The sequence below is a fragment of the Paracoccus sp. (in: a-proteobacteria) genome (assembly GCF_032007265.1).
Classification (GTDB): Bacteria; Pseudomonadota; Alphaproteobacteria; order Rhodobacterales; family Rhodobacteraceae; genus Paracoccus.
This window is the reverse complement of record NZ_DALZMB010000030.1, coordinates 1-18,582: the sequence shown is the minus strand read 5'-3', so window position 1 is coordinate 18,582 and position 18,582 is coordinate 1. Positions and strand designations below refer to the sequence as shown.

Below are 18,582 nucleotides of genomic sequence, written 5' to 3'. Positions count from 1 at the left end.
GGCCCGATCATTTGGTAACAATAAAGCGGGCTTTGGCCCGCATTATTGTTTGGCCTGCTCTTCTGGCGAGGGATCGCGCGCCGAGTGGTTGATGATCAGCCCACGGCTGCGGTCGCGCCGCAAGGCGGCCCGGCCCAAAAGCATCATCGTTACCGGCGTGGTGATCAACAAAAACACCCCGATGATGATTTCATGCAAGATCAGGCGCCCCGTCAGCAGCGAAAACATCACCATCGAGCCGATGATGATCGCCCCGGTTCCCCAGCTGGTGCCCAAGGTGGGCGCGTGCAATCTTTCGTAAAAGCTGCGCAGCCGAATCAGGCCAATATTGCCCAACAGCGTCAGGCTGGCGCCAATGATCAGCAAAATCGCGATCAGGATCGCGGCCCAAGGGGGAATGCTGTCCAGATGTTTCATTCGATCACCTCGCCGCGCATCAGGAATTTGGCCAGCGTCACCGTCGCGACAAAGCCAAGGATGGCGATGACGGCGGCGGCCTCGAAGAAGAACACATTGCCATTGCCCATGCCGATCACCAGAAACAGCAACATCGCATCGACATAAAGCGCATCCAGCGCCAGCACGCGGTCTTGTGCGCGCGGCCCCTTGAGCATGCGCCAACTGGCCAGCGCAAAAGCCACGATCAGGCAGATCTGGGCATAGGTCAGGGCGAATTGCAGAAAGCTTGCGGCGCTCATTCAAAAATCTCCAACAGCAGGCCCTCGTAGCGCTCACTGATGATTTTCTGCCAATCCTCGCCTTCGCGAAGGTCAAGAATATGCATCAGCAACATCCCGTCCTCGGGGTTGTGCTCGATCCAGGCGGTGCCCGGTGTCGAGGTGACGATGACCGACAAAAGCGCCAAGGCGTTCCGATCGCGCAGGCGTAGCTTCACCTCGATAAAGCCGGGGTGGCGATCGGGATCATCAGGGCCGCGCAAGATGATGCGGGCCACCGCGATGTTGGATTTAAGGATGTCCACACCCACGATGACGCCCAGTTTCACGACGGCTTGCCAGCTTTTGATCTGGACCCGCTTGGGACGCAGGCGACTGACCACCAGCCCGGACGCCATGGAAATGGCCGAGCCAAGCAACATATGCCCCAGCGAAAAGCTGGTCAGGATCATCCACATCAGAACCAGTGCGACAAACAGGACGGGATGGGGGAAATAGCGTGCCATCACTTACCCCCATCCTGTGCAACCACCGGAGCCGAAAGCACCGCATTGCGATAGATCGACGGGTGCTGCAAATCCCGCGCCGTGGCATCTGTATAGTGCAGCAACGGCCCCGATTTCACGGTTTGAAAGCCGATCATCGCCAAGATCAGCAAGACCGGTGCAATTTCAAGCGCCAGCATCCTTGCGGGCGGATTTTCCGACACCCAAAAGCGGCGGATCCCCAGACGGACCAGCGCGATCATCACCGCAAAGCCCGATACGATCAGAAGGCCGCCATAGATCCACAAGATGGTGGGAACCATGCCGCTGGCGCTGGCATTGTCGCGAAACGCCCCGCTTAGCATGGCGACCTTGCCGATAAAGCCGGGAAAGGGTGGCAGCCCGGCCAGCATCGCGGCGATCAGCGTGAATGAGACGCCAAGCGCGGACCAAGGTGCGGTGCGGGTCAGGGCGGGCGTTACCTCATCTTCGACCGTGCCCATCATCGGCGCCCAACGCTCATAGACCGGATCGGGGACCTGCGTGTCGTCCTCTTCGGCCTTGCCCTCACTTCCGCGCGCCAAAGGCTCGGCAAGCAGGAAGAAGGCGCCAATCGCAATGGTCGAGCCGATCATGTAATAAAGCGCGCCCGACAGGATCTGAGCGCCACCGCCAATCAGCGAAATACCCACCGCGCTGAGCACGGTTCCCGACGAGATCAACGCGATATAGCCGCCCTTGATCGCCACGCCTTGCGCGCCCAGAACACCGATCATGCCATAGGCCATGGTGGCCATTCCGCCCATGATCAGAACCGTGCCGCCAAAGCCTGCCGAACTGCCCGCATCCTTGCCAAAGGTCAGCATGACCAGCCGCAAGATCACGTAAAGCCCAACCTTGGTCATGATGGCAAAGCTGGCCGAGGCCGGAGGCGAGGCCACCGCATAGGTCGGAGGCAGCCAAAAGCAAAGGGGCCAGATTGCGGCCTTGGTCAGGAAGGCCATGCCCAAAAGCGCGGCAGCCGCATGGAAAAGCAGGCGTTGCGGCTCGTCCAGCAGCGGTACGACACGCGCGATATCGGCCATATTCAGCGTGCCCGTCGTGCCATAAACCAACGCGGCGCCCAGCAAGAACAGCAAGGATGCTGCAAGGTTGATGGCGATGTAATGCAGGCCCTGCTTGATACGCTCGGCGCCCGAGCCATGCAGCATCAGACCATAGGAGGCCGCAAGCATGACCTCGAAAAAGACGAAAAGGTTGAACAGGTCGCCGGTTAGAAAGGCCCCGTTCACACCAGCAAGCAAAAGCTGGAACATGGTGTGAAAGTGCTGGCCTTTTCCGTGCCAACCTGCGGCTGCGTGAATAAGTGCGGGCAGGGCCAGCAATGTCGTCAGCATCACCATCATCGCCGACAGACGGTCGACGACCAGAACAATGCCGATCGGAACGGGCCAATCACCCAGCAGATAGGTGGCGACGATGGTCTCGCCGTCGCCGGGGGCACCTTTGACGCGGGTGATCAGCTCGATCGAGACCAGAAACAGCGCGCCAATCGCGGCCAGGCCGATGCCCAGTTTCGTCTTGCGGCGGCGGTCGTCGTAAAACAGCATCAAGGCCCCCGCGACCAGCGGGATCAGGATGGGCGCGATCAGCAGATGTGGCGGAAGATAGGCGAGGTCTTGGTTCATTGGTCGCGCTCTTTTCCGTCGACATGGTCGGTACCCGTGGCGCCGCGCGCGGCGATCATCACCACCAGAAACAGTGCCGTCGTGGCAAAGCTGATCACAATCGCGGTCAAAACCAGCGCTTGCGGCAGCGGATCTGCATAAGTGGTCGGGTCAACAAAGCCGCCTTTTGGCATGATCGGGGCCGCGCCCACATAAAGCCGGCCCATGGCAAAGATGAATAGGTTGACGCCATAGGCCAGCAAGCACAGCCCGATAATCAGCTGGAAGGTGCGTGGGCGCAGGATCAACCACACGCCCGAGCCCACCAAAATGCCGATGGCGATGGCAAGGATCAATTCCATCAGGCGGTTTCCTTTTCCAGCTTGTCCAGTTCCTCGGTCTCGGCGGATTCACGTTTTCTTGGCCCGATCCGCATCGACTGGTGCGCGATTGCAATCAACATCAGCACGATGGCCCCGACGACCAGTGAGAACACCCCAAAGTCAAAGAGCATCGCCGTGGAAAATGGCACTTTCCCGATCAAGGGTACGTCGATGTATTGGGCATGGGCCGACAAGAACGGATAGCCGACAATCCAGGCGCCAGCGCCGGTTGCGCTGGCCGCAGCCAATCCGACCGCCATCCAGCGGACGGGCAGCACGATCAGCCTTGCCTCGATCCAGCGCACATCTGCGGCCAGATATTGCAGCAATAGCCCGATCGCCAGGGTCACACCCGCGGCAAAGCCACCGCCCGGCAGATCGTGCCCACGAAAGAACAGATAGGCCGACAGCAGAATGATCGGGGCAAACAGCCACTGCATCAGGATCTGCGGCACATAGAGATAGTTATAAAGCGTCGATTCCGTCGCCTCGCGCTGGGGCGAGGGTGTTTCGACGCTTTCAGGCGACGGACGGAAGCGGCGCAGAAGGGCAAAACAGGTCAGCGCCACAGCGGCCAGAACCGTGATCTCGCCAAAGGTGTCAAAGGCGCGGAAATCCACCAAAATGACGTTGACGACATTGGTGCCACCGCCTTCGGAATAGGAATGGCGCAAGAACCAGTCACCGATCGAACCGCGCGGTGTCGTCAGCAAGACCGCCAACGAGATCAGGGTCGCCGCGCCACCACAGGCCAGAGCAATGAAAAAGTCCGAGCGGCGGCGGATGCGGGCCCGCAGGCTTTGGTCACGCGGAATGCTGGGATCGCGTTTGGGCAGCCAGCGCAGCCCAAGCAGCAACAGCACCGTCGTCACGATCTCGACCAGCAATTGGGTCACGGCCAGATCGGGGGCAGATAGCCAGACGAAGGTGGCGCAGGTCACAAGCCCGGCCCCGCTCATCAGCACCAGCGCAGCGAAGCGATAGTAATTGGCCTGCCATGCCGCGCCCAATGCGCAAATCGCCCCCACGATCCACAGCAGCAAAAAGATGCCTTCGCGCAGACCCATTTCCGGCAGGGTGATATTCCATTCAAGGCGCATCAGGGCAAGCCAGCCCGTCAATAGCGTCAACAGGACCAGAATGCGCAGTTGGGCCTGCAATCCCGATGCCGAAAGCCCACGCAGCAAGCGCTTGGGGCCATTTAGCGTCAGTGCGGTCAATACGATCTCATAGATTTTTGCCCCGCGTAATTTGCGCATCAGCGGTGGACCTTCCGGCCCATGCTCGATGCGCGACCAACCCAGCAGGCAGATCAAAACGCCCAGCAACATGGCAATCAGGCTCATGATCAGCGGTGTATTGACGCCGTGCCACATTTTCAGGCTGTAATGGGGCAGATCCGGTCCAAGGATGGCCTGGGCCGCCGCCGCCAGCGGCGCACCCAGCATCAGCGCAGGCACAATGCCAACCGCCAGACAGATGACGACGAGGATGGCCACGGGCCAGCGCATCAGCACGGGCGGCTCATGCGGCATCTTCGGCAGCGCCTTGGTCGTGGGCCCGAAAAACACCGAAAGAATGAAACGTAAGGAATAGGCGACGCTAAAAGCCCCTGCCAAAGTGGCAAGATAGGGCAGGGCATTGTCCAAGGGGCTGCCATTATTCCAGACCGCCGCCGCCTCAAAGAACATCTCTTTGGACAGAAATCCGTTCAAAAGCGGCACACCTGCCATCGCGGCCGAAGCAATGATCGCCAAAGTCCCCGTGATGGGCATATAGCGAAAAATCCCCGAGAGCTTGCGCATATCGCGTGTGCCGGTCTCGTGATCGATGATGCCGGCGGTCATGAACAGCGAGGCCTTGAATACCGCATGGTTCATGATGTGGAAAATCGCGGCCACGATCGCCAGCGGGCTACCAATCCCGGCAAGCGCGGTGATCAGGCCAAGATGGCTGATGGTCGAATAGGCCAAAAGCCCCTTGAGATCATGCTGAAACAGGGCCGCAATTGCACCGATCAGCAGCGTCAGGATGCCCACGCCGGTGACGATTTGAAACCAGGCCTCGGTCCCGCCCAGTGCGGGCGAAAAACGGATCAGGATAAAGACACCCGCTTTGACCATCGTGGCCGAGTGAAGATAGGCCGATACCGGTGTCGGCGCGGCCATGGCATTGGGTAGCCAGAACTGAAAGGGGAACTGCGCCGATTTGGTGAAAGCACCCAGCAGGAACAGACCAAGCACCGGCAGGTAAAGCGCGTGATTGCGGATGATCGCACCAGAGGCAAGCACCACGTCCAGATCATAGCTCCCGACAATTTGCCCCAAAAGGATCATCGACAAAAGCAGGCAAAGACCGCCCGCACCGGTCACGATCAATGCCATCCGGGCGCCGTCGCGGGCATCTTGACGATGGTTCCAATAGCCAATCAGCAGGAAAGAGGTCAGACTGGTCAACTCCCAAAATACCACCATCATGATGATATTACCGGATAAAATGACCCCGCTCATCGCGCCCGCAAAGGCCATCAAGCTAGAGTAGAAGCGCGAAATCGGATCATCCGGGCTCATGTAATAGCGGGCATACAGCACGACCAGCAGGCCGATCCCCGAGACCAGAACCATGAAGATCCAGGAAAAAGCATCGATGCGAAAACGCAGGTTCAGCCCCAGGGATTCAACCCATGTGACCGTGTGAAAAATCTTGCCGCCACCTGCCATTTCTGGACGCAGGACCATTAAAATGCCCAACATTGCCGCCATTGTCAGGCCCGAGATCCAGGCCTCGGCATTACGTGCATTGTTGGGAAGGGTGGCTGCCGCGCCTGCCGCCAGAAAGGGCAAAAGCACCAGCATGATCAAGAGATTCTGCCCGACCATCCGCTTCCTTCTTCCCTGTTGTATTGCTTAACGGCGATCATAAACGCATGGGCCCGGAAGGAACAACCGCACTCGCGCGCTTAAATGTCGTAAAATTCCAGAAATATCGGTGAGTTTACAGTCAACTGACCGCAAGCAGCGACCTATGGTCGCGCTAACGCAATATCGGTGGCCTCAAGGCCAAGTTCGGCGGGTGACAAAGGGCCGGGAAAGTGGCAGGCGACCTGATGGAAGGCAGGCCCCGACAGGAGGGGGCGTTCTTCACGGCACAGGTCGGCCGCGCGTGGACAGCGCGTACGGAAGACGCAGCCCGATGGCGGGTTCATGGGCGAGGGCAGCTCGCCCTGCAAAGGCACGATCACCTTGTGACGCGCGCGCGACGGATCCAGACTGGGCACGGCTGACAGCAGCGCCTGTGTATAGGGGTGGTCGGGAGCGGCATAAAGCGCCTCGGCATCGGCCAGCTCCATGATCCGGCCCAGATACATTACCAGAACGCGGTGGCTGATATGGCGCACGACCGCCAGATCATGGGCGATAAAGATCAGCGCAAGGCCAAGATCGCGTTGAAGCTCTGCCAACAGGTTAATCACCTGCGCCTGAATGGACACATCCAGCGCCGAGACCGGCTCATCGCAGATGATCAGCTTGGGGCGCACGATCAAGGCACGCGCAATGCCGATGCGCTGGCATTGCCCACCGGAAAACTCATGCGGATAGCGGTTGATCTGATTGGGAAGCAGGCCGACGCGGTCCATCATATCTTTGACGCGCGATTTGACCTCGGCGCGCGAAAGGCCGCGGTGATGGGTGATCAGCGGCTCGGCGATGATCTGTCCAACCGTCATACGCGGGTTAAGGCTGGCCAAAGGATCTTGAAAGATCATCTGGATATCACCGCGATAAGACAGCATTTTTCGCGCAGGCAGTCCGATCAGATTGACACCATCCGCCCAGATCGCTTGGCCCGTGGCAGGTGTTAGCCCGATCAGGGCACGGGCCAGGGTCGATTTGCCCGAGCCGCTTTCCCCGACGATCCCCAAGGTCTGGCCCGCCATCAGATCGAAATCGACCCCGCCAACGGCGTGCAGCTGATGGGGAGGGCTCCAGGGCAGATCGCCGTTGCGATGCACATCAAAGGTTACGCGCAGATCGCGGACCGACAGAAGGGGGCTATTTGTCATGATCTGCCTCCGCGGTGAGTTCGGCCAAGCCAGTGCCAGCGACGGCAGAGTAGTTAAGGCCCTCGGGGGTCAGGGGCTGGGTCAAATCGGGCGTATCAGCTGCGGCAAGGGCCGCCGCCTCGGGGCGAACGATCGGCCCTGCCCAGATATTGGCAATCGGCGAATGGCAGGCGCGGGCACGGTTCGTGCCAAAGGGCACCAAGGGTGGCATGGTCTGGCTGCAGATCGCCATTTCAAAGCCGCAACGTGGGGCGAAGGGGCAACCCGGTGGGGGGGACGTCATATTGGGCGGGCTGCCGGGAATGGCCGAAAGCTGATCGCCCTTGTGATCCACGCGCGGAATCGCCGCCAACAATCCTTGCGTATAGGGATGCGAAGGGGCGGTGAAGATCGGCTCGGTCGGGCCCTTTTCCATCATGCGCCCGCCGTACATCACCACCACCCGCTCGCAAGAGCCTGCCACGACGCCCAGGTCATGGGTGATCAAAATCATTGCCATACCGAATTCCGACTGCAATTCAGCCAAGAGCTGCATGATCTGAGCCTGAACCGTGACGTCCAAAGCGGTGGTCGGTTCATCCGCGATCAAAAGATCAGGGTGGCACAGCAGCGACATGGCAATCATGACGCGTTGACGCATCCCACCTGAAAATTCATGTGGAAACAAACGGATACGACCTTTTGCATCGGGGATTTTGACGGCATCCAGCATCTGAACCGATGCCGCCACAGCCTGAGACTTGCCCATGCCTTTGTGCAGCATCAACACCTCGGCCATCTGATCCGAGACGCGCATATAGGGATTGAGGCTGGTCATGGGATCTTGAAAGACCATCGCGATATTTTCGGCGCGGATCTTGTTCAGCGTCCTGGCCGGGGCATTCAGGATTTCGGACCCATTGAACTTGACCGAGCCGCTTGCCCGTCCGTTTTTGGCCAAAAGCCCCATGATCGAAAAGGCCAACTGGCTTTTGCCCGACCCACTTTCCCCAACGATGCCAAGGGTTTCGCCGTGATCTAGCGACAGATTGATGCCATTGACGGCCCGCACCTCGCCGTCTGTGGTGGCAAATCGGATGTTCAGATCTGTGACCTCTAGCAGCATTCAGCGATCCTTTGGGTCCAGTGCATCACGCAGGCCGTCGCCGACGAAGAAAAAGGCGAAAAGCGTGATGCAAAAGAAAAAGAGCGGGAACAACAGCTGCCAGATCGTGCCATAATTCATCGTTCCGGCACCTTCGGAAATCAATGCCCCCCACGAGGTCAGCGGCTCTTGCACGCCCAAACCCAGAAAGCTGATGAAGCTTTCAGATAAGATCATCAGCGGAACCAGCAGCGTCGCATAGACGGCGACCACGCCCAAAAGATTGGGCACAATATGGCGCAAGATGATCTTCCACGAGGGAACGCCGGTGGCGCGTGCCGCCTCGATAAATTCTCGGTTCTTTAGGCTAAGAGTTTGTCCACGAACGATTCTGGACATTTCCAACCACGAGATCAGCCCGATGCCCAAAAACAGCATCGACATAGAGCGACCAAAGATCACCAAAAGCAAAGTCAGGACGAACATATAGGGAATGGCCAGCAATACATCGACCAGACGCATCATGATCGCATCGGTACGCCCCCCGGCATATCCCGCGACCGCGCCATAAAGCGTGCCAACCACCACCGCAATGCCCGCGCCGATCAGACCAACCATCAGGGAGACCTGAGTGCCCTGAACCGTGCGCGAAAAGATGTCGCGCCCCAAGTCATCGGTCCCGAAATAATGCCCATTGGCCCAGTTTGGCGCACCCAGCTGGGCGGCCTGACCCATGACGGAAAAGTCCATCTCTTCATTCGACCAAGTAGCCAGATGACTGCCCAATAGCGCAAAAGCCGCGACAAGGATCAGGATGACCAGCCCAAACATCGCGGCCTTATTGCGACGAAACCTGCGGCGGGCATCGGCCCATGGGCTGCGGCCCTTGACCTCGGCTGCGGCAAGTCGGTTGGCGAAGCCCTGCATTTTCTGCTGATCGATCATGGTCATGGCATCAATACCTGATCTTGGGATCGATCCACGCGTAAAGCACGTCGACGATCAAGGAAAACAAGATGGTCAGCGCGCCTACCAGGATCGTGATCCCCATCATAACCGCATAATCTCGATTTAATGCGGAGTCCACAAAGCTGCGACCAATGCCGCCCGTCGAGAAATACATATCGATCACCACTGAACCCGTGATCATCGAGACGAAGGCCGGACCAAGATATGAGATCACCGGCAAAAGCGCTGGCTTAAGGGCGTGGCGCAAGATCACCCGCGTTTCCGGCAATCCCTTGGCGCGCGCTGTGCGGATGTGGTTCGAACTCAGCACCTCGAGCATCGAGGAGCGCGTGATCCGCGCAATCGAGGCCATGAAGCTGGTCGACATGGCAATCACCGGCATGATCCAATAAATCGGTCCGCCCCAGCCGCCACCAGGCAACCACCCTAGCCATAATGTGAAAATCAGCACCAAGATCGGGGCCATGACAAAGTTCGGCAGAACCTGCGCCCCGATCGAGATGCCGATGGCCAGATAGTCAAGCCAGCTGTTCTGGCGGATCGCCGCCGCAACACCCAGTCCCACGCCGACCACCACAGAAAAGACAAAGGCGATCGCACCATAGGTCAGGGTGACCGGAAAGCCCGAGGCGATGATCTGGTTCACCGACCGATCCGGATAGACAAAGCTTGGACCAAAATCGAAATGGGCAACGATGCCCCAAACATAGGTCAAAATCTGGCGCCACAGCGGATCATCAAGGCCATATTTTGCATTGAGATTTGCCAAAACCTGCGGCGGCAGGGCGCGCTCTTGCGTAAAGGGGCCACCGGGGGCTGCATGCATCAGCAAAAACGAGATGACGATCAGCAGCAAAAGCGTCGGAACGGCGACAGCAATCCTCTTGATAACGTAATTCAGCATCATTCAGATTCCGTTCTGTAACAATACTTTACATTAAAAACCTAACATGACGTTTTATCCCGTGGCCAGTGATCATTCCTGGCCACAGGGTGATTTGCAGGATCATTTTTCGATGCGGTAAATGTCCTTGGCGTACCAATTGTTCATGACGTTTTCCGTCGGCAAGCCTTTGATCACGGGGCTGATCATATCGACTTTCGCATAGTGATAGATCGGGATCAGCGGCATCTCTTGCGACAGGATCTGCTCGGCGGCGGTGTATTCAACATTGGGATCCGCCGCTGTTTTCGACTGATCGAGCAGCTTGTCATAATCGGGATTGTTGAATTTTCCATAATTCATCCCGGTCGAGCGGAAGTAATCGAGGAAGGTCGAGGCTTCGTTGTAATCGGCACACCAAGCATAACGGGCAAGCTCGAATTCACCCGCTTGCATGCGGTCGGTGTGCACCTTCCATTCGACGTTATTAAGCTGCAGATCCACGCCGATCTGCTTCATGAACTGCTGCGCAGCGACGGCAATTTTCTTGTGGTTGTCGTCGGTGTTATATTGCAACGACAATTTCAGGGGTTTGTCGGGACCATAACCAGCCTCGGCAAGCAGCGCCTTGGCCTTTTCTAACCGCTCGGCCTGGCTCCAGGACGCATAGTCGATCTGAGGCATTTTAAAGCCTTCGATTGCCCAATGGGTCCAGTTGTAGGCGGGCTTTTGGCCACCTTGCAGGATCTGATCGACCACGATGTCGCGTTGCATCGCATAGGACAGCGCCTTGCGCACCCGCACATCTTTAAGCGCCTCTGGTCCCTTGTCAGAAAGGTTGAACAAATAGGCGTAAGAGCATGAATAAGGGATAGAAGTTGCCTGATCCGGATGCTCTTTTAGCAGGCGGGGATATTGTCCGGCAGGGATTTGGACACGGTCCAGCTCGCCCGCCAGATAGCGGGTCAGCGCGACATTGTTGTCATTGACGGTCAGGCCTTTGAGATGCTCCATCACCACATTCGCCGCATCCCAATAATTGGGGTTCTTATCCATCGAGATTTGGACGCCAAGGTCATGGCTTTTCAGCACATAGGCGCCGTTGCCGACCAATTTACCGGGCTGGGTCCAGTTGTCCCCCTCGGCCTCCAGCACTTGTTGGTTCAGCGGGAAGGTCGAGGAATGGGTGACCATTTTCGGAAAGTAAGGGGTTGGGGTCGTCAGTTTGACTTCGAATGTGTGATCATCGACGGCCTTAACGCCAAGCTCATCAGGCTTTTTCTCGCCTTTGACGACTGCCGAGGCGTTTTCGACATTCATCAGCTCCATATACCATGCATATTCCGAGGCGGTCTGCGGATCGGCCAGACGTCGCCAGGAATAGACAAAATCCTGCGCGGTCACCGGGTCGCCATTGGACCATTTCGCTTCGGGGCGCAGATGGAACGTATAGGTCAGCTTGTCCTCAGACTGATCGAACGAGGTTGCCACCGCAGCAACCGGCGCGCCTTTCGCATCGTCTTGCAACAGCCCCTCGAACAATTGGCGTAGAATATCCGAGCCCTCGACATCGGTGTTCTTGCCCGGATCGGTGGTCTTGATCGCATCGAGCAGCCAAAAGGTATAGCTTTGATCGGCTGCTAGTTTTTCACCGGCGGCTGACTGCACTGCAGCAGCGGGCAGGGCGATCGAAAGGCTGAGTGCTGTGCTGAGGAAAAGCTTCTGCATGACGTTTACTCCACGCTCGAGGATGGCATATCCCATTTTGTCTAAGAATTGACTTAATTGCTTGGTTCAGGCAAGCCTCTTGAACACTTCCAATAGCTTGCCGGTTGTGAAAAAGATGGCAGCCATGGAACAGAAAAGTCGCATCTATTTGATCACGGGCGGGGCGCGTTCGGGGAAGTCGGTGCTTGCCGAACGGCTGGTTAAGCATTTGGGCGGCCCGGCCATTTATATCGCCACTGCCGAAGCCTTTGATGGGGAAATGAGGCAGCGCATCGAGCAGCATCGCCAACGCCGCGAAGCAGGCTGGCGCACGATCGAAGAGCCGCGCGATCTGGTTGGCGCGCTTGATCGCTCTGACGGTCAGGGCGTGCGGCTGGTTGATTGCCTGACCCTTTGGCTGGCAAATCTTGAAGGGCAGGCGGATGTCGCCGCACTGGGGCGATGCCTGCTGGCACAAACCAGCCCGGTCGTTTTGGTCACCAATGAATTGGGCCTTGGCATTGTGCCAGAGAACCGCCTTGCCCGCGCATTTCGCGACGAACATGGCGTGATGAATCAGACCATCGCGGAAATTGCCGACGAAGTCTGGATGGCCGTTAGCGGATTGCCGCTAAGGCTGAAACCACAGGAGCATTTATTTTGACGCAGTTTAACACCTCCGCCGCGCTTGCCGCACGCGCCCATCAGCAAAAGCTGACCAAGCCGCCGGGGTCACTGGGTCGATTTGAAACGCTGGCCGAGTTCATGGCGGGCTGGCAAGAGCGTCCGGACCCAAGGGTCGATGTCGCGCAAGCCGTTATTTTTGCTGGAAATCACGGTATCTGTGCGCGCGGGGTAAACCCTTTTCCGGTCGAAGTCACCGCCCAGATGGTCGAGAATTTCCGCAATGGCGGCGCTGCCATCAACCAGATCTGCCGCGTCGCCGGGGCCGAACTGTCGGTCATTCCGCTTGATCTGGATCGTCCGACGCAGGATTTTACCCGCGATCTGGCCATGAGCGCAGATGAGGTGATGCAGGCCATGCATGCGGGCGGCATGGCTGTCAACCCGCGCGCCCAGGTCCTGGTTCTGGGCGAAATGGGCATTGGCAATTCGACCATTGCGGCCGCGCTTGCCGCCGCAACCTTTGGCGGCACGGGGGCCGATTGGGTGGGGCCGGGCACCGGCTCGGACGCGGCCGGTCTGTCGCTCAAGGCGCAGGTGGTCGATGAGGGGCTATCGCGCCACGCCCAAGCCCGCTCAACGATCGAGACATTGATGGCCTTTGGCGGACGTGAGCAGGCAGCGATTTGCGGGGCGATCTTGCGTGCACGCGAATTGCGCATTCCGGTGATCCTTGATGGCTTCATTTGCTCATCTGCGGGGGCGGTTTTGTTGCGCGACGACGCCGAGGCGCTGGATCATTGCCTTGTCGGCCACCTGAGCATGGAGCCGGGGCACCGTCGTCTGGTCGTTGAAATGCGCAAAGATCCGGTCCTTGCCCTTGATATGCGTCTGGGCGAGGGCAGCGGCGCGGCCGTTGCCCTGTTGATCCTGCGGGCCGCGCTTGAATGTCATAACGGCATGGCCACTTTCGAAGAGGCGGGCATCCGTGCCTAAGCCCATCTCCGGGTTGGCTTTGGCGCTGGTCTGGCTGACCCGGCTGCCGGTTGGCGGGTTGCTGCCCGCCAATCCCCCGTCTTTGTCGCAGGTCGCATGGGCCTTTCCGCTGGTCGGGCTGATCCTTGGTGCGGCGGCAGGCGCCGTGCTTGGGCTGGCGCATTGGCTTGGGCTGGGGGCGGCCATCTCGGCCCTCTTGGCGATTGCGACGCTTGTCTGGCTGACCGGCGGGCTGCATGAAGATGGGCTGGCAGATCTGGCCGATGGCATGGGCGGGCGCACCACCGAACGCCGACTTGAGATCATGCGCGATTCCCGCATCGGCAGCTATGGGGCATTGACGCTGGGTCTGGTGACGGCGCTGCGCGTTTGCTCGGTCGCGGCATTGCCCATAGGTGCGGCCGTGGCTGCGCTAATTGTCGCAGGCGGGGCGTCACGAGCGGCCATGGTGATCGCGATGCGCCGACTTCCGCCCGCGCGCCCCGATGGTTTGGGTAAATCGGCTGGCCGACCTTCACTGACCGGAGCGGCCCTTGCAGTTGCCCTTGCCCTGGGCCTTGCTGGGCTGGTCTTGCTGATTGATGCGCGACAGGGCGCATGGGCGCTGGTTCTGGCTGCAGCACTGGGCGCGGCGGTGCAGATCTACATCCAAAACCTGGCGCGAAAGCGATTGGGTGGGCTGACCGGCGATGTGCTGGGTGCCGTTCAGCAGGGCACAGAATGTGCATTTCTGGTCGCATTTGCCGCAGCGTTTGCAGAAAAGCTGTAGAATCCCAAGCTGATCAAACGTATGGCACAGGGATTATGCCGCAATTTGTTGTGTCCGGATCACGTGAACTGGTGGTCAAGGGTGCTGCGGCTCCAGTTTTGGGGGTAGCGATGGGTGGCCTCTTGGCCCTTTCGAAAGGAATCGATCGGTTCAATGGTTTTGTCGGCAGAAATGTAAGCTGGCTGATCCTGATCGCGGTCTTGGTAAGCGCGGGCAATGCGATTGTGCGCAAAATTTTCAACCGGTCCTCGAATGCCTGGCTAGAGTTGCAATGGTACCTCTATGGCGCGGCATTCATGGGGGCGGCCGCCTATACGCTTATGGAAAATGAGCATATTCGCATCGATATCCTTTACGGACGTTGGTCGCGCCGTGTGCAACATTGGATCGACCTTTTAGGGCATCTGTTCTTCTTGCTGCCCTTTGCAGGGTTGATGGTCTATTACCTCTATCCTTGGGTGTTGCGCTCGTATCGCAGCGGCGAGATGTCGTCGAACTCGGGCGGGTTGATCCTTTGGCCAGCCAAGGCGATTTTGCTGGTCGGATTTGCCATGCTTTTCGCGCAGGCCATCTCCGAGATCATCAAGAAGATTGCGATCATGCGCGGGATCATCGAGGATCCGGTGCCTTTCGTCTCGCAGCACGAAGCAGCCGAGCTAGAGGCCGCCGAATTGGCGCGCAGCATTCAAGACGGCCTTGAGCAAAAAAGCCCCGACCATTCGGCGGAGGATCGCAAATGATGGAACTTATCGCGCAGAACATGGCGCCTATCATGTTCGGCTCGTTGGTCATCTTTTTGCTTCTGGGCTATCCGGTCGCCTTTGCCTTGGCCGCCAATGGTCTGTTGTTTTTCCTGATCGGCGTCGAACTGGCTCCTTTGTCGGGTGGCGTGATCGCGCTTGATTGGCCGCTTTTGGGGACATTGCCCAACCGGATGTGGGCGCAGCTTTCCAATGACACGATGCTGGCCATTCCATTTTTCACCTTCATGGGCATTGTCCTTGAAAAATCGGGTATGGCCGAGGATCTGCTGGACACAATCGGTCAGTTGTTTGGCCCCGTTCGCGGTGGTCTGGCCTATGCCGTCATCCTTGTTGGCGCGCTTTTGGCCGCAACTACGGGGATTGTGGCGGCATCGGTTATCGCCATGGGCTTGATTTCGCTGCCTATCATGCTGCGTTACGGCTATGACCGGCGCGTCGCCAGCGGGGTGATTGCCGCCTCGGGAACGCTGGCGCAGATCGTGCCCCCGTCGTTGGTGCTGATCGTTCTGGCGGACCAGCTCACTGTTTCGGTCGGCGCGATCTATGCGGGCGCGCTGCTGCCGTCTTTGCTTTTGACGGGCTGCTATATCTTGCTGATCATGGGGCTGTCGATTTTCAAGCCCCATTTCGTGCCTGCTTTGCCCAAAGAGGCCCGCACTCTTGGCCATGGCGTTACCTCGCTTTTGGTGGTGGTCGCTTTGGCCGCCGCGCTGTCTTACGGCGTCTTTCTTTGGTTCAAGCCAAGCCTGGGTGTGGATGCCGATATCATAGCGATCATGGCCGGGGCGGTCTTTGCCTATGCCGTCGCGCTTGCGGATCGTCACCTGAAGATCGGCCTGATGTCGCATCTGGCCCAACAGGTCATCATTGTGCTGATCCCGCCTTTGGCGTTGATCTTCTTGGTTCTCGGCACGATCTTCCTGGGAATTGCCGCCCCGACCGAAGGGGGCGCCATGGGTGCCGCCGGGGCTTTGATCCTTGCTTTTGCCAAGAAGCGCTTGACCTTTGACATGCTGAAACAGGCCTTGCAAAGCACCACGCGCCTGTCGGCTTTCGTCATGTTCATCATGATGGGCGCACGGGTCTTCTCGCTGACCTTTTATGGCGTGAACGGTCAAATCTGGATCGAGCATCTGCTGGTGTCACTGCCGGGCGGCGAGATGGGCTTTGTGTTCTTCGTGTCGGTGCTGATCTTCTTTCTGGCCTTTTTCCTAGATTACTTCGAGCTGGCCTTCATCATCGTCCCGCTGCTTTTGGCGCCTGCCAAAGCGATCGGCATTGATCTGGTCTGGTTCGGCGTCATCTTGGCCATCGTCATGCAGACTTCCTTCATGCACCCGCCATTTGGCTTCTCGCTGCACTTTCTGCGTTCGGTCGCGCCGCGGCGGGCCTATGTGGATCATGTGACCGGGCGCGTGATCCAGCCGGTGACATCGGGGCAGATCTATCTTGGCGCCATTCCCTTCATGCTGATCCAGTTGGTGATGGCCGTGATTGTGGCGCTGTTTCCGGTCCTGGTGACGGGGGATAAATCTGCCGCAAAGGTTCAGCCGACGACGACGTTTGAATTGCCAACCCTTGGTGGCGTCGCACCTGCGGCACCAACCTCGGGCGCATCAAACGTGCCGACGGGTGGTTTGCCGGGGCTTGCACCCCTCAACTTGGGCACGGCTGGCGCGCCGGTACCTGCTGCGCCCAACAGCTTGCCGGGCCTTGCGCAGCCTGATCTGGGCCAGCCAAATCTGGGACAGCCTGATCTGGGGCAGGCCACGCCTGCTTCTTCTCAGCCAGCGCCAGCCGCTCCTTCGGGGATGAACGCGCTGCCGGGCCTGGCAACACCGCCCGGACTTGAGGCACCGTCACCAGCCTTGACGCCTGCCACTCCAGCAGCGCCCATGGCAAATGAGCCGGCCGCGAGCGTGCCAGCCCTTGGGACGCTGCCCGGACTGGGAACACCGCCGGGGCTGGATGGGGCCTTGGCACCTTCCCCTTGATCTAGGCGCGCGCGCGCTCCGCCGGTTTTTCCGCGCGGGGTGCGTGGTCTTTGCGCCCAATGGAAAAGGCCCCCGAAACCGGGGGCCTTTTCTTAATCTTCTGGCACTTTCGCGCTTTACAGACGCTTTTGGCCGTTCAGCTGCATCATGTAGTAGTCGTATTGGAAATCGACCAGCTGGGTATAGGTGTAATGCTCCGAGCGGAACGCCTTGATCGAATCCCAAAGCTTTTTGAACCATTCGTGCTTGGCCGACATCTCATCATAGATGGTGTTGGCCGCATCAAAGGCCGCGGACATGATCTCGGGCGAGAAGCTGCGGATCTGCGCGCCTTCCTGAACCAGACGCAGCAGCGCTTTGGGGTTGTTCCAGTCATAGGCCGCGATCATCGAGTTATCCGCCGCACGCGCCGCTGCACGTACGATTGCCTGATAATTCGCAGGCAGAGCCTCGAACTTTTCTTTGCTGAAGAAGAAATGGACCGTCGGGCCGCCTTCCCAGAAACCAGGGGCATAGTAATAGGGTGCAACCTTTACAAAGCCCAGTTTTTCATCGTCATAGGGGCCGGTGAACTCGACGGCATCCAGCGTGCCCTTTTCCAGCGCCGGATAGATGTCGCCGCCAGCCAATTGCTGAGGAACCACGCCCAGACGTTCCAGAACATAGCCCGCAAAGCCGCCGACCCGGAACTTAAGCCCCTTAAGATCCTCGACCGTGTTGATTTCCTTGCGAAACCAACCGCCCATCTGCACGCCGGTATTGCCGCCGGGCAGGGCATAAAGGCCCGATTGCGCCAGGAACTCGTTGTAAAGCTCGATCCCGCCGCCGTTGTAGTTCCACGCGTTCATGCCGCGGTAGTTCAGCGAAAACGGGATAGCCGCGCCAACGGCCCAGGCCGGATCCTTGCCCCAATAGTAATAGCCCACCGTATGGGCCATTTCGACGGTGCCTTCTTGCACGGCATCTGCCGCCTGCAGGCCGCCGACAATTTCGCCTGCCGAGAAAGACTGGATCTTGAACTTGCCGTCCGATGCTTCCTCGACCAGCTTGCAGAAATATTCGCCGGTCCCGTAAAGCGTATCCGTCGATTTCGGAAAGGACGAGGTCATCCGCCAGTTGATGGTCGGGCTTTCCTGCGCAATGGCTGGTGCTGCCAGCGTCGCGCCCGCGGCTGCGGCCGCGCCGCCGATCGAGGCACGGGTCAGAAACGCGCGCCGGTCGAAATTATTGGTGTCGGTCATGGGTCCTCCGGAATATCGGCTCATCCCTTTTGGGGATGGTTCGCGCAATATTTAGCCCCGTGCCGCGCGCGGTGTCGAGTGCCGGGGCTAAGGTTTTGGGCGAAAAGGCTGAATTAGACTAAGGAATCAGCCAAGAAAACGCGGCAAGCATGCCACAGGGGCGGGCTCTATGTTGTGGATGGGGTGGTGGTTCTACCCAAAACCTTTGGAACTTCCTATACTAACTGCGGTCAAGGACATTTAGGGGACTATAAATGCGCTGCCCGTTCTGCGGAA

Annotated in this window: 17 protein-coding genes; 5 read left to right on the top strand and 12 right to left on the bottom strand. The window is 58.8% G+C overall.

Annotation, left to right across the window (positions count from 1 at the left end; genetic code table 11):
- Positions 1 to 42 precede the first annotated feature (42 nt).
- The 11 genes from mnhG to RTS12_RS08510 all read right to left on the bottom strand — a co-directional run bounded on the left by mnhG (position 43) and on the right by RTS12_RS08510 (position 11,939).
- On the bottom strand, positions 43 to 417 hold the full coding sequence (gene mnhG, locus RTS12_RS08560; protein ID WP_312527483.1) for a monovalent cation/H(+) antiporter subunit G: 375 nt from the start codon (positions 415 to 417) through the stop codon (positions 43 to 45).
- Positions 414 to 698, bottom strand: coding sequence for a K+/H+ antiporter subunit F (locus tag RTS12_RS08555; RefSeq protein ID WP_312527481.1), 285 nt, complete (start codon positions 696 to 698; stop codon positions 414 to 416). The genes mnhG and RTS12_RS08555 overlap by 4 nt, the downstream gene beginning before the upstream one ends.
- Positions 695 to 1,183 carry a Na+/H+ antiporter subunit E gene (locus RTS12_RS08550; protein WP_312527479.1) on the bottom strand — a complete coding sequence of 163 codons (489 nt, stop codon included), beginning with the start codon at positions 1,181 to 1,183 and terminating at the stop codon, positions 695 to 697. The genes RTS12_RS08555 and RTS12_RS08550 overlap by 4 nt, the downstream gene beginning before the upstream one ends.
- On the bottom strand, positions 1,183 to 2,850 hold the full coding sequence (locus RTS12_RS08545) for a monovalent cation/H+ antiporter subunit D (RefSeq protein WP_312527476.1): 1,668 nt from the start codon (positions 2,848 to 2,850) through the stop codon (positions 1,183 to 1,185). The genes RTS12_RS08550 and RTS12_RS08545 overlap by 1 nt, the downstream gene beginning before the upstream one ends.
- Entirely contained in the window at positions 2,847 to 3,191 is a 345-nt protein-coding gene (locus RTS12_RS08540; protein ID WP_312527474.1) for a Na+/H+ antiporter subunit C, read from the bottom strand. The genes RTS12_RS08545 and RTS12_RS08540 overlap by 4 nt, the downstream gene beginning before the upstream one ends.
- Positions 3,191 to 6,091 carry a monovalent cation/H+ antiporter subunit A gene (locus RTS12_RS08535; protein ID WP_312527471.1) on the bottom strand — a complete coding sequence of 967 codons (2,901 nt, stop codon included), beginning with the start codon at positions 6,089 to 6,091 and terminating at the stop codon, positions 3,191 to 3,193. The genes RTS12_RS08540 and RTS12_RS08535 overlap by 1 nt, the downstream gene beginning before the upstream one ends.
- Positions 6,092 to 6,234: 143 nt before the next feature.
- A complete protein-coding gene (locus RTS12_RS08530) occupies positions 6,235 to 7,275 on the bottom strand; it encodes an oligopeptide/dipeptide ABC transporter ATP-binding protein (RefSeq protein ID WP_312527469.1) in 1,041 nt (346 codons plus the stop codon).
- The gene (locus tag RTS12_RS08525; RefSeq protein WP_312527467.1) at positions 7,265 to 8,380 is read right to left on the bottom strand and encodes an oligopeptide/dipeptide ABC transporter ATP-binding protein; all 1,116 of its coding nucleotides are present in this window, start codon (positions 8,378 to 8,380) and stop codon (positions 7,265 to 7,267) included. Before RTS12_RS08525 ends, RTS12_RS08530 begins: the two co-directional genes overlap by 11 nt.
- Positions 8,381 to 9,304: an ABC transporter permease subunit gene (locus tag RTS12_RS08520; protein ID WP_312527535.1), complete on the bottom strand. Its 924-nt coding sequence runs from the start codon at positions 9,302 to 9,304 to the stop codon at positions 8,381 to 8,383. It lies immediately after the preceding gene.
- 10 nt (positions 9,305 to 9,314) lie between these two features.
- Positions 9,315 to 10,232 (bottom strand): oligopeptide ABC transporter permease OppB, encoded by a 918-nt coding sequence (gene oppB, locus RTS12_RS08515; RefSeq protein ID WP_312527465.1) that lies wholly within the window; start codon positions 10,230 to 10,232, stop codon positions 9,315 to 9,317.
- Between the two features lie 102 nt (positions 10,233 to 10,334).
- Complete coding sequence (locus RTS12_RS08510; RefSeq protein WP_312527462.1) at positions 10,335 to 11,939, bottom strand: peptide ABC transporter substrate-binding protein; 1,605 nt, start codon at positions 11,937 to 11,939, stop codon at positions 10,335 to 10,337.
- Between the two features lie 124 nt (positions 11,940 to 12,063).
- Between RTS12_RS08510 and cobU the strand changes: the two genes are divergently transcribed.
- The 5 genes from cobU (at position 12,064) to RTS12_RS08485 (ending at position 17,065) form a co-directional block, all read left to right on the top strand.
- Positions 12,064 to 12,582, top strand: coding sequence for a bifunctional adenosylcobinamide kinase/adenosylcobinamide-phosphate guanylyltransferase (cobU, locus tag RTS12_RS08505; RefSeq protein ID WP_312527460.1), 519 nt, complete (start codon positions 12,064 to 12,066; stop codon positions 12,580 to 12,582).
- Entirely contained in the window at positions 12,579 to 13,538 is a 960-nt protein-coding gene (gene cobT, locus RTS12_RS08500; protein ID WP_312527458.1) for a nicotinate-nucleotide--dimethylbenzimidazole phosphoribosyltransferase, read from the top strand. The genes cobU and cobT overlap by 4 nt, the downstream gene beginning before the upstream one ends.
- The gene (gene cobS / locus RTS12_RS08495; protein ID WP_312527456.1) at positions 13,531 to 14,307 is read left to right on the top strand and encodes an adenosylcobinamide-GDP ribazoletransferase; all 777 of its coding nucleotides are present in this window, start codon (positions 13,531 to 13,533) and stop codon (positions 14,305 to 14,307) included. Before cobT ends, cobS begins: the two co-directional genes overlap by 8 nt.
- Before the next feature lie 110 nt (positions 14,308 to 14,417).
- Positions 14,418 to 15,047, top strand: a complete 630-nt coding sequence (locus RTS12_RS08490; protein ID WP_312527534.1) for a TRAP transporter small permease subunit — start codon at positions 14,418 to 14,420, stop codon at positions 15,045 to 15,047.
- Positions 15,044 to 17,065 (top strand): TRAP transporter large permease subunit, encoded by a 2,022-nt coding sequence (locus RTS12_RS08485; protein WP_312527454.1) that lies wholly within the window; start codon positions 15,044 to 15,046, stop codon positions 17,063 to 17,065. Before RTS12_RS08490 ends, RTS12_RS08485 begins: the two co-directional genes overlap by 4 nt.
- Positions 17,066 to 17,181: 116 nt before the next feature.
- On the opposite strand, the gene RTS12_RS08480 is transcribed toward RTS12_RS08485, so the two are convergent.
- On the bottom strand, positions 17,182 to 18,306 hold the full coding sequence (locus RTS12_RS08480; protein WP_312527452.1) for a TRAP transporter substrate-binding protein: 1,125 nt from the start codon (positions 18,304 to 18,306) through the stop codon (positions 17,182 to 17,184).
- Positions 18,307 to 18,582: the final 276 nt, after the last annotated feature.

Excerpts from the sequence above, each read along its gene's own strand:
- mnhG (WP_312527483.1), bottom strand. The coding sequence starts at position 417 with ATGAAACATCTGGACAGCATTCCCCCTTGGGCCGCGATCCTGATCGCG.
- RTS12_RS08555 (WP_312527481.1), bottom strand. The coding sequence starts at position 698 with ATGAGCGCCGCAAGCTTTCTGCAATTCGCCCTGACCTATGCCCAGATC.
- RTS12_RS08550 (WP_312527479.1), bottom strand. The coding sequence starts at position 1,183 with ATGGCACGCTATTTCCCCCATCCCGTCCTGTTTGTCGCACTGGTTCTG.
- RTS12_RS08545 (WP_312527476.1), bottom strand. The coding sequence starts at position 2,850 with ATGAACCAAGACCTCGCCTATCTTCCGCCACATCTGCTGATCGCGCCC.
- RTS12_RS08540 (WP_312527474.1), bottom strand. The coding sequence starts at position 3,191 with ATGGAATTGATCCTTGCCATCGCCATCGGCATTTTGGTGGGCTCGGGC.
- RTS12_RS08535 (WP_312527471.1), bottom strand. The coding sequence starts at position 6,091 with ATGGTCGGGCAGAATCTCTTGATCATGCTGGTGCTTTTGCCCTTTCTG.
- RTS12_RS08530 (WP_312527469.1), bottom strand. The coding sequence starts at position 7,275 with ATGACAAATAGCCCCCTTCTGTCGGTCCGCGATCTGCGCGTAACCTTT.
- RTS12_RS08525 (WP_312527467.1), bottom strand. The coding sequence starts at position 8,380 with ATGCTGCTAGAGGTCACAGATCTGAACATCCGATTTGCCACCACAGAC.
- RTS12_RS08520 (WP_312527535.1), bottom strand. The coding sequence starts at position 9,304 with ATGATCGATCAGCAGAAAATGCAGGGCTTCGCCAACCGACTTGCCGCA.
- oppB (WP_312527465.1), bottom strand. The coding sequence starts at position 10,232 with ATGCTGAATTACGTTATCAAGAGGATTGCTGTCGCCGTTCCGACGCTT.
- RTS12_RS08510 (WP_312527462.1), bottom strand. The coding sequence starts at position 11,939 with ATGCAGAAGCTTTTCCTCAGCACAGCACTCAGCCTTTCGATCGCCCTG.
- cobU (WP_312527460.1), top strand. The coding sequence starts at position 12,064 with ATGGAACAGAAAAGTCGCATCTATTTGATCACGGGCGGGGCGCGTTCG.
- RTS12_RS08490 (WP_312527534.1), top strand. The coding sequence starts at position 14,418 with ATGGGTGGCCTCTTGGCCCTTTCGAAAGGAATCGATCGGTTCAATGGT.
- RTS12_RS08485 (WP_312527454.1), top strand. The coding sequence starts at position 15,044 with ATGATGGAACTTATCGCGCAGAACATGGCGCCTATCATGTTCGGCTCG.
- RTS12_RS08480 (WP_312527452.1), bottom strand. The coding sequence starts at position 18,306 with ATGACCGACACCAATAATTTCGACCGGCGCGCGTTTCTGACCCGTGCC.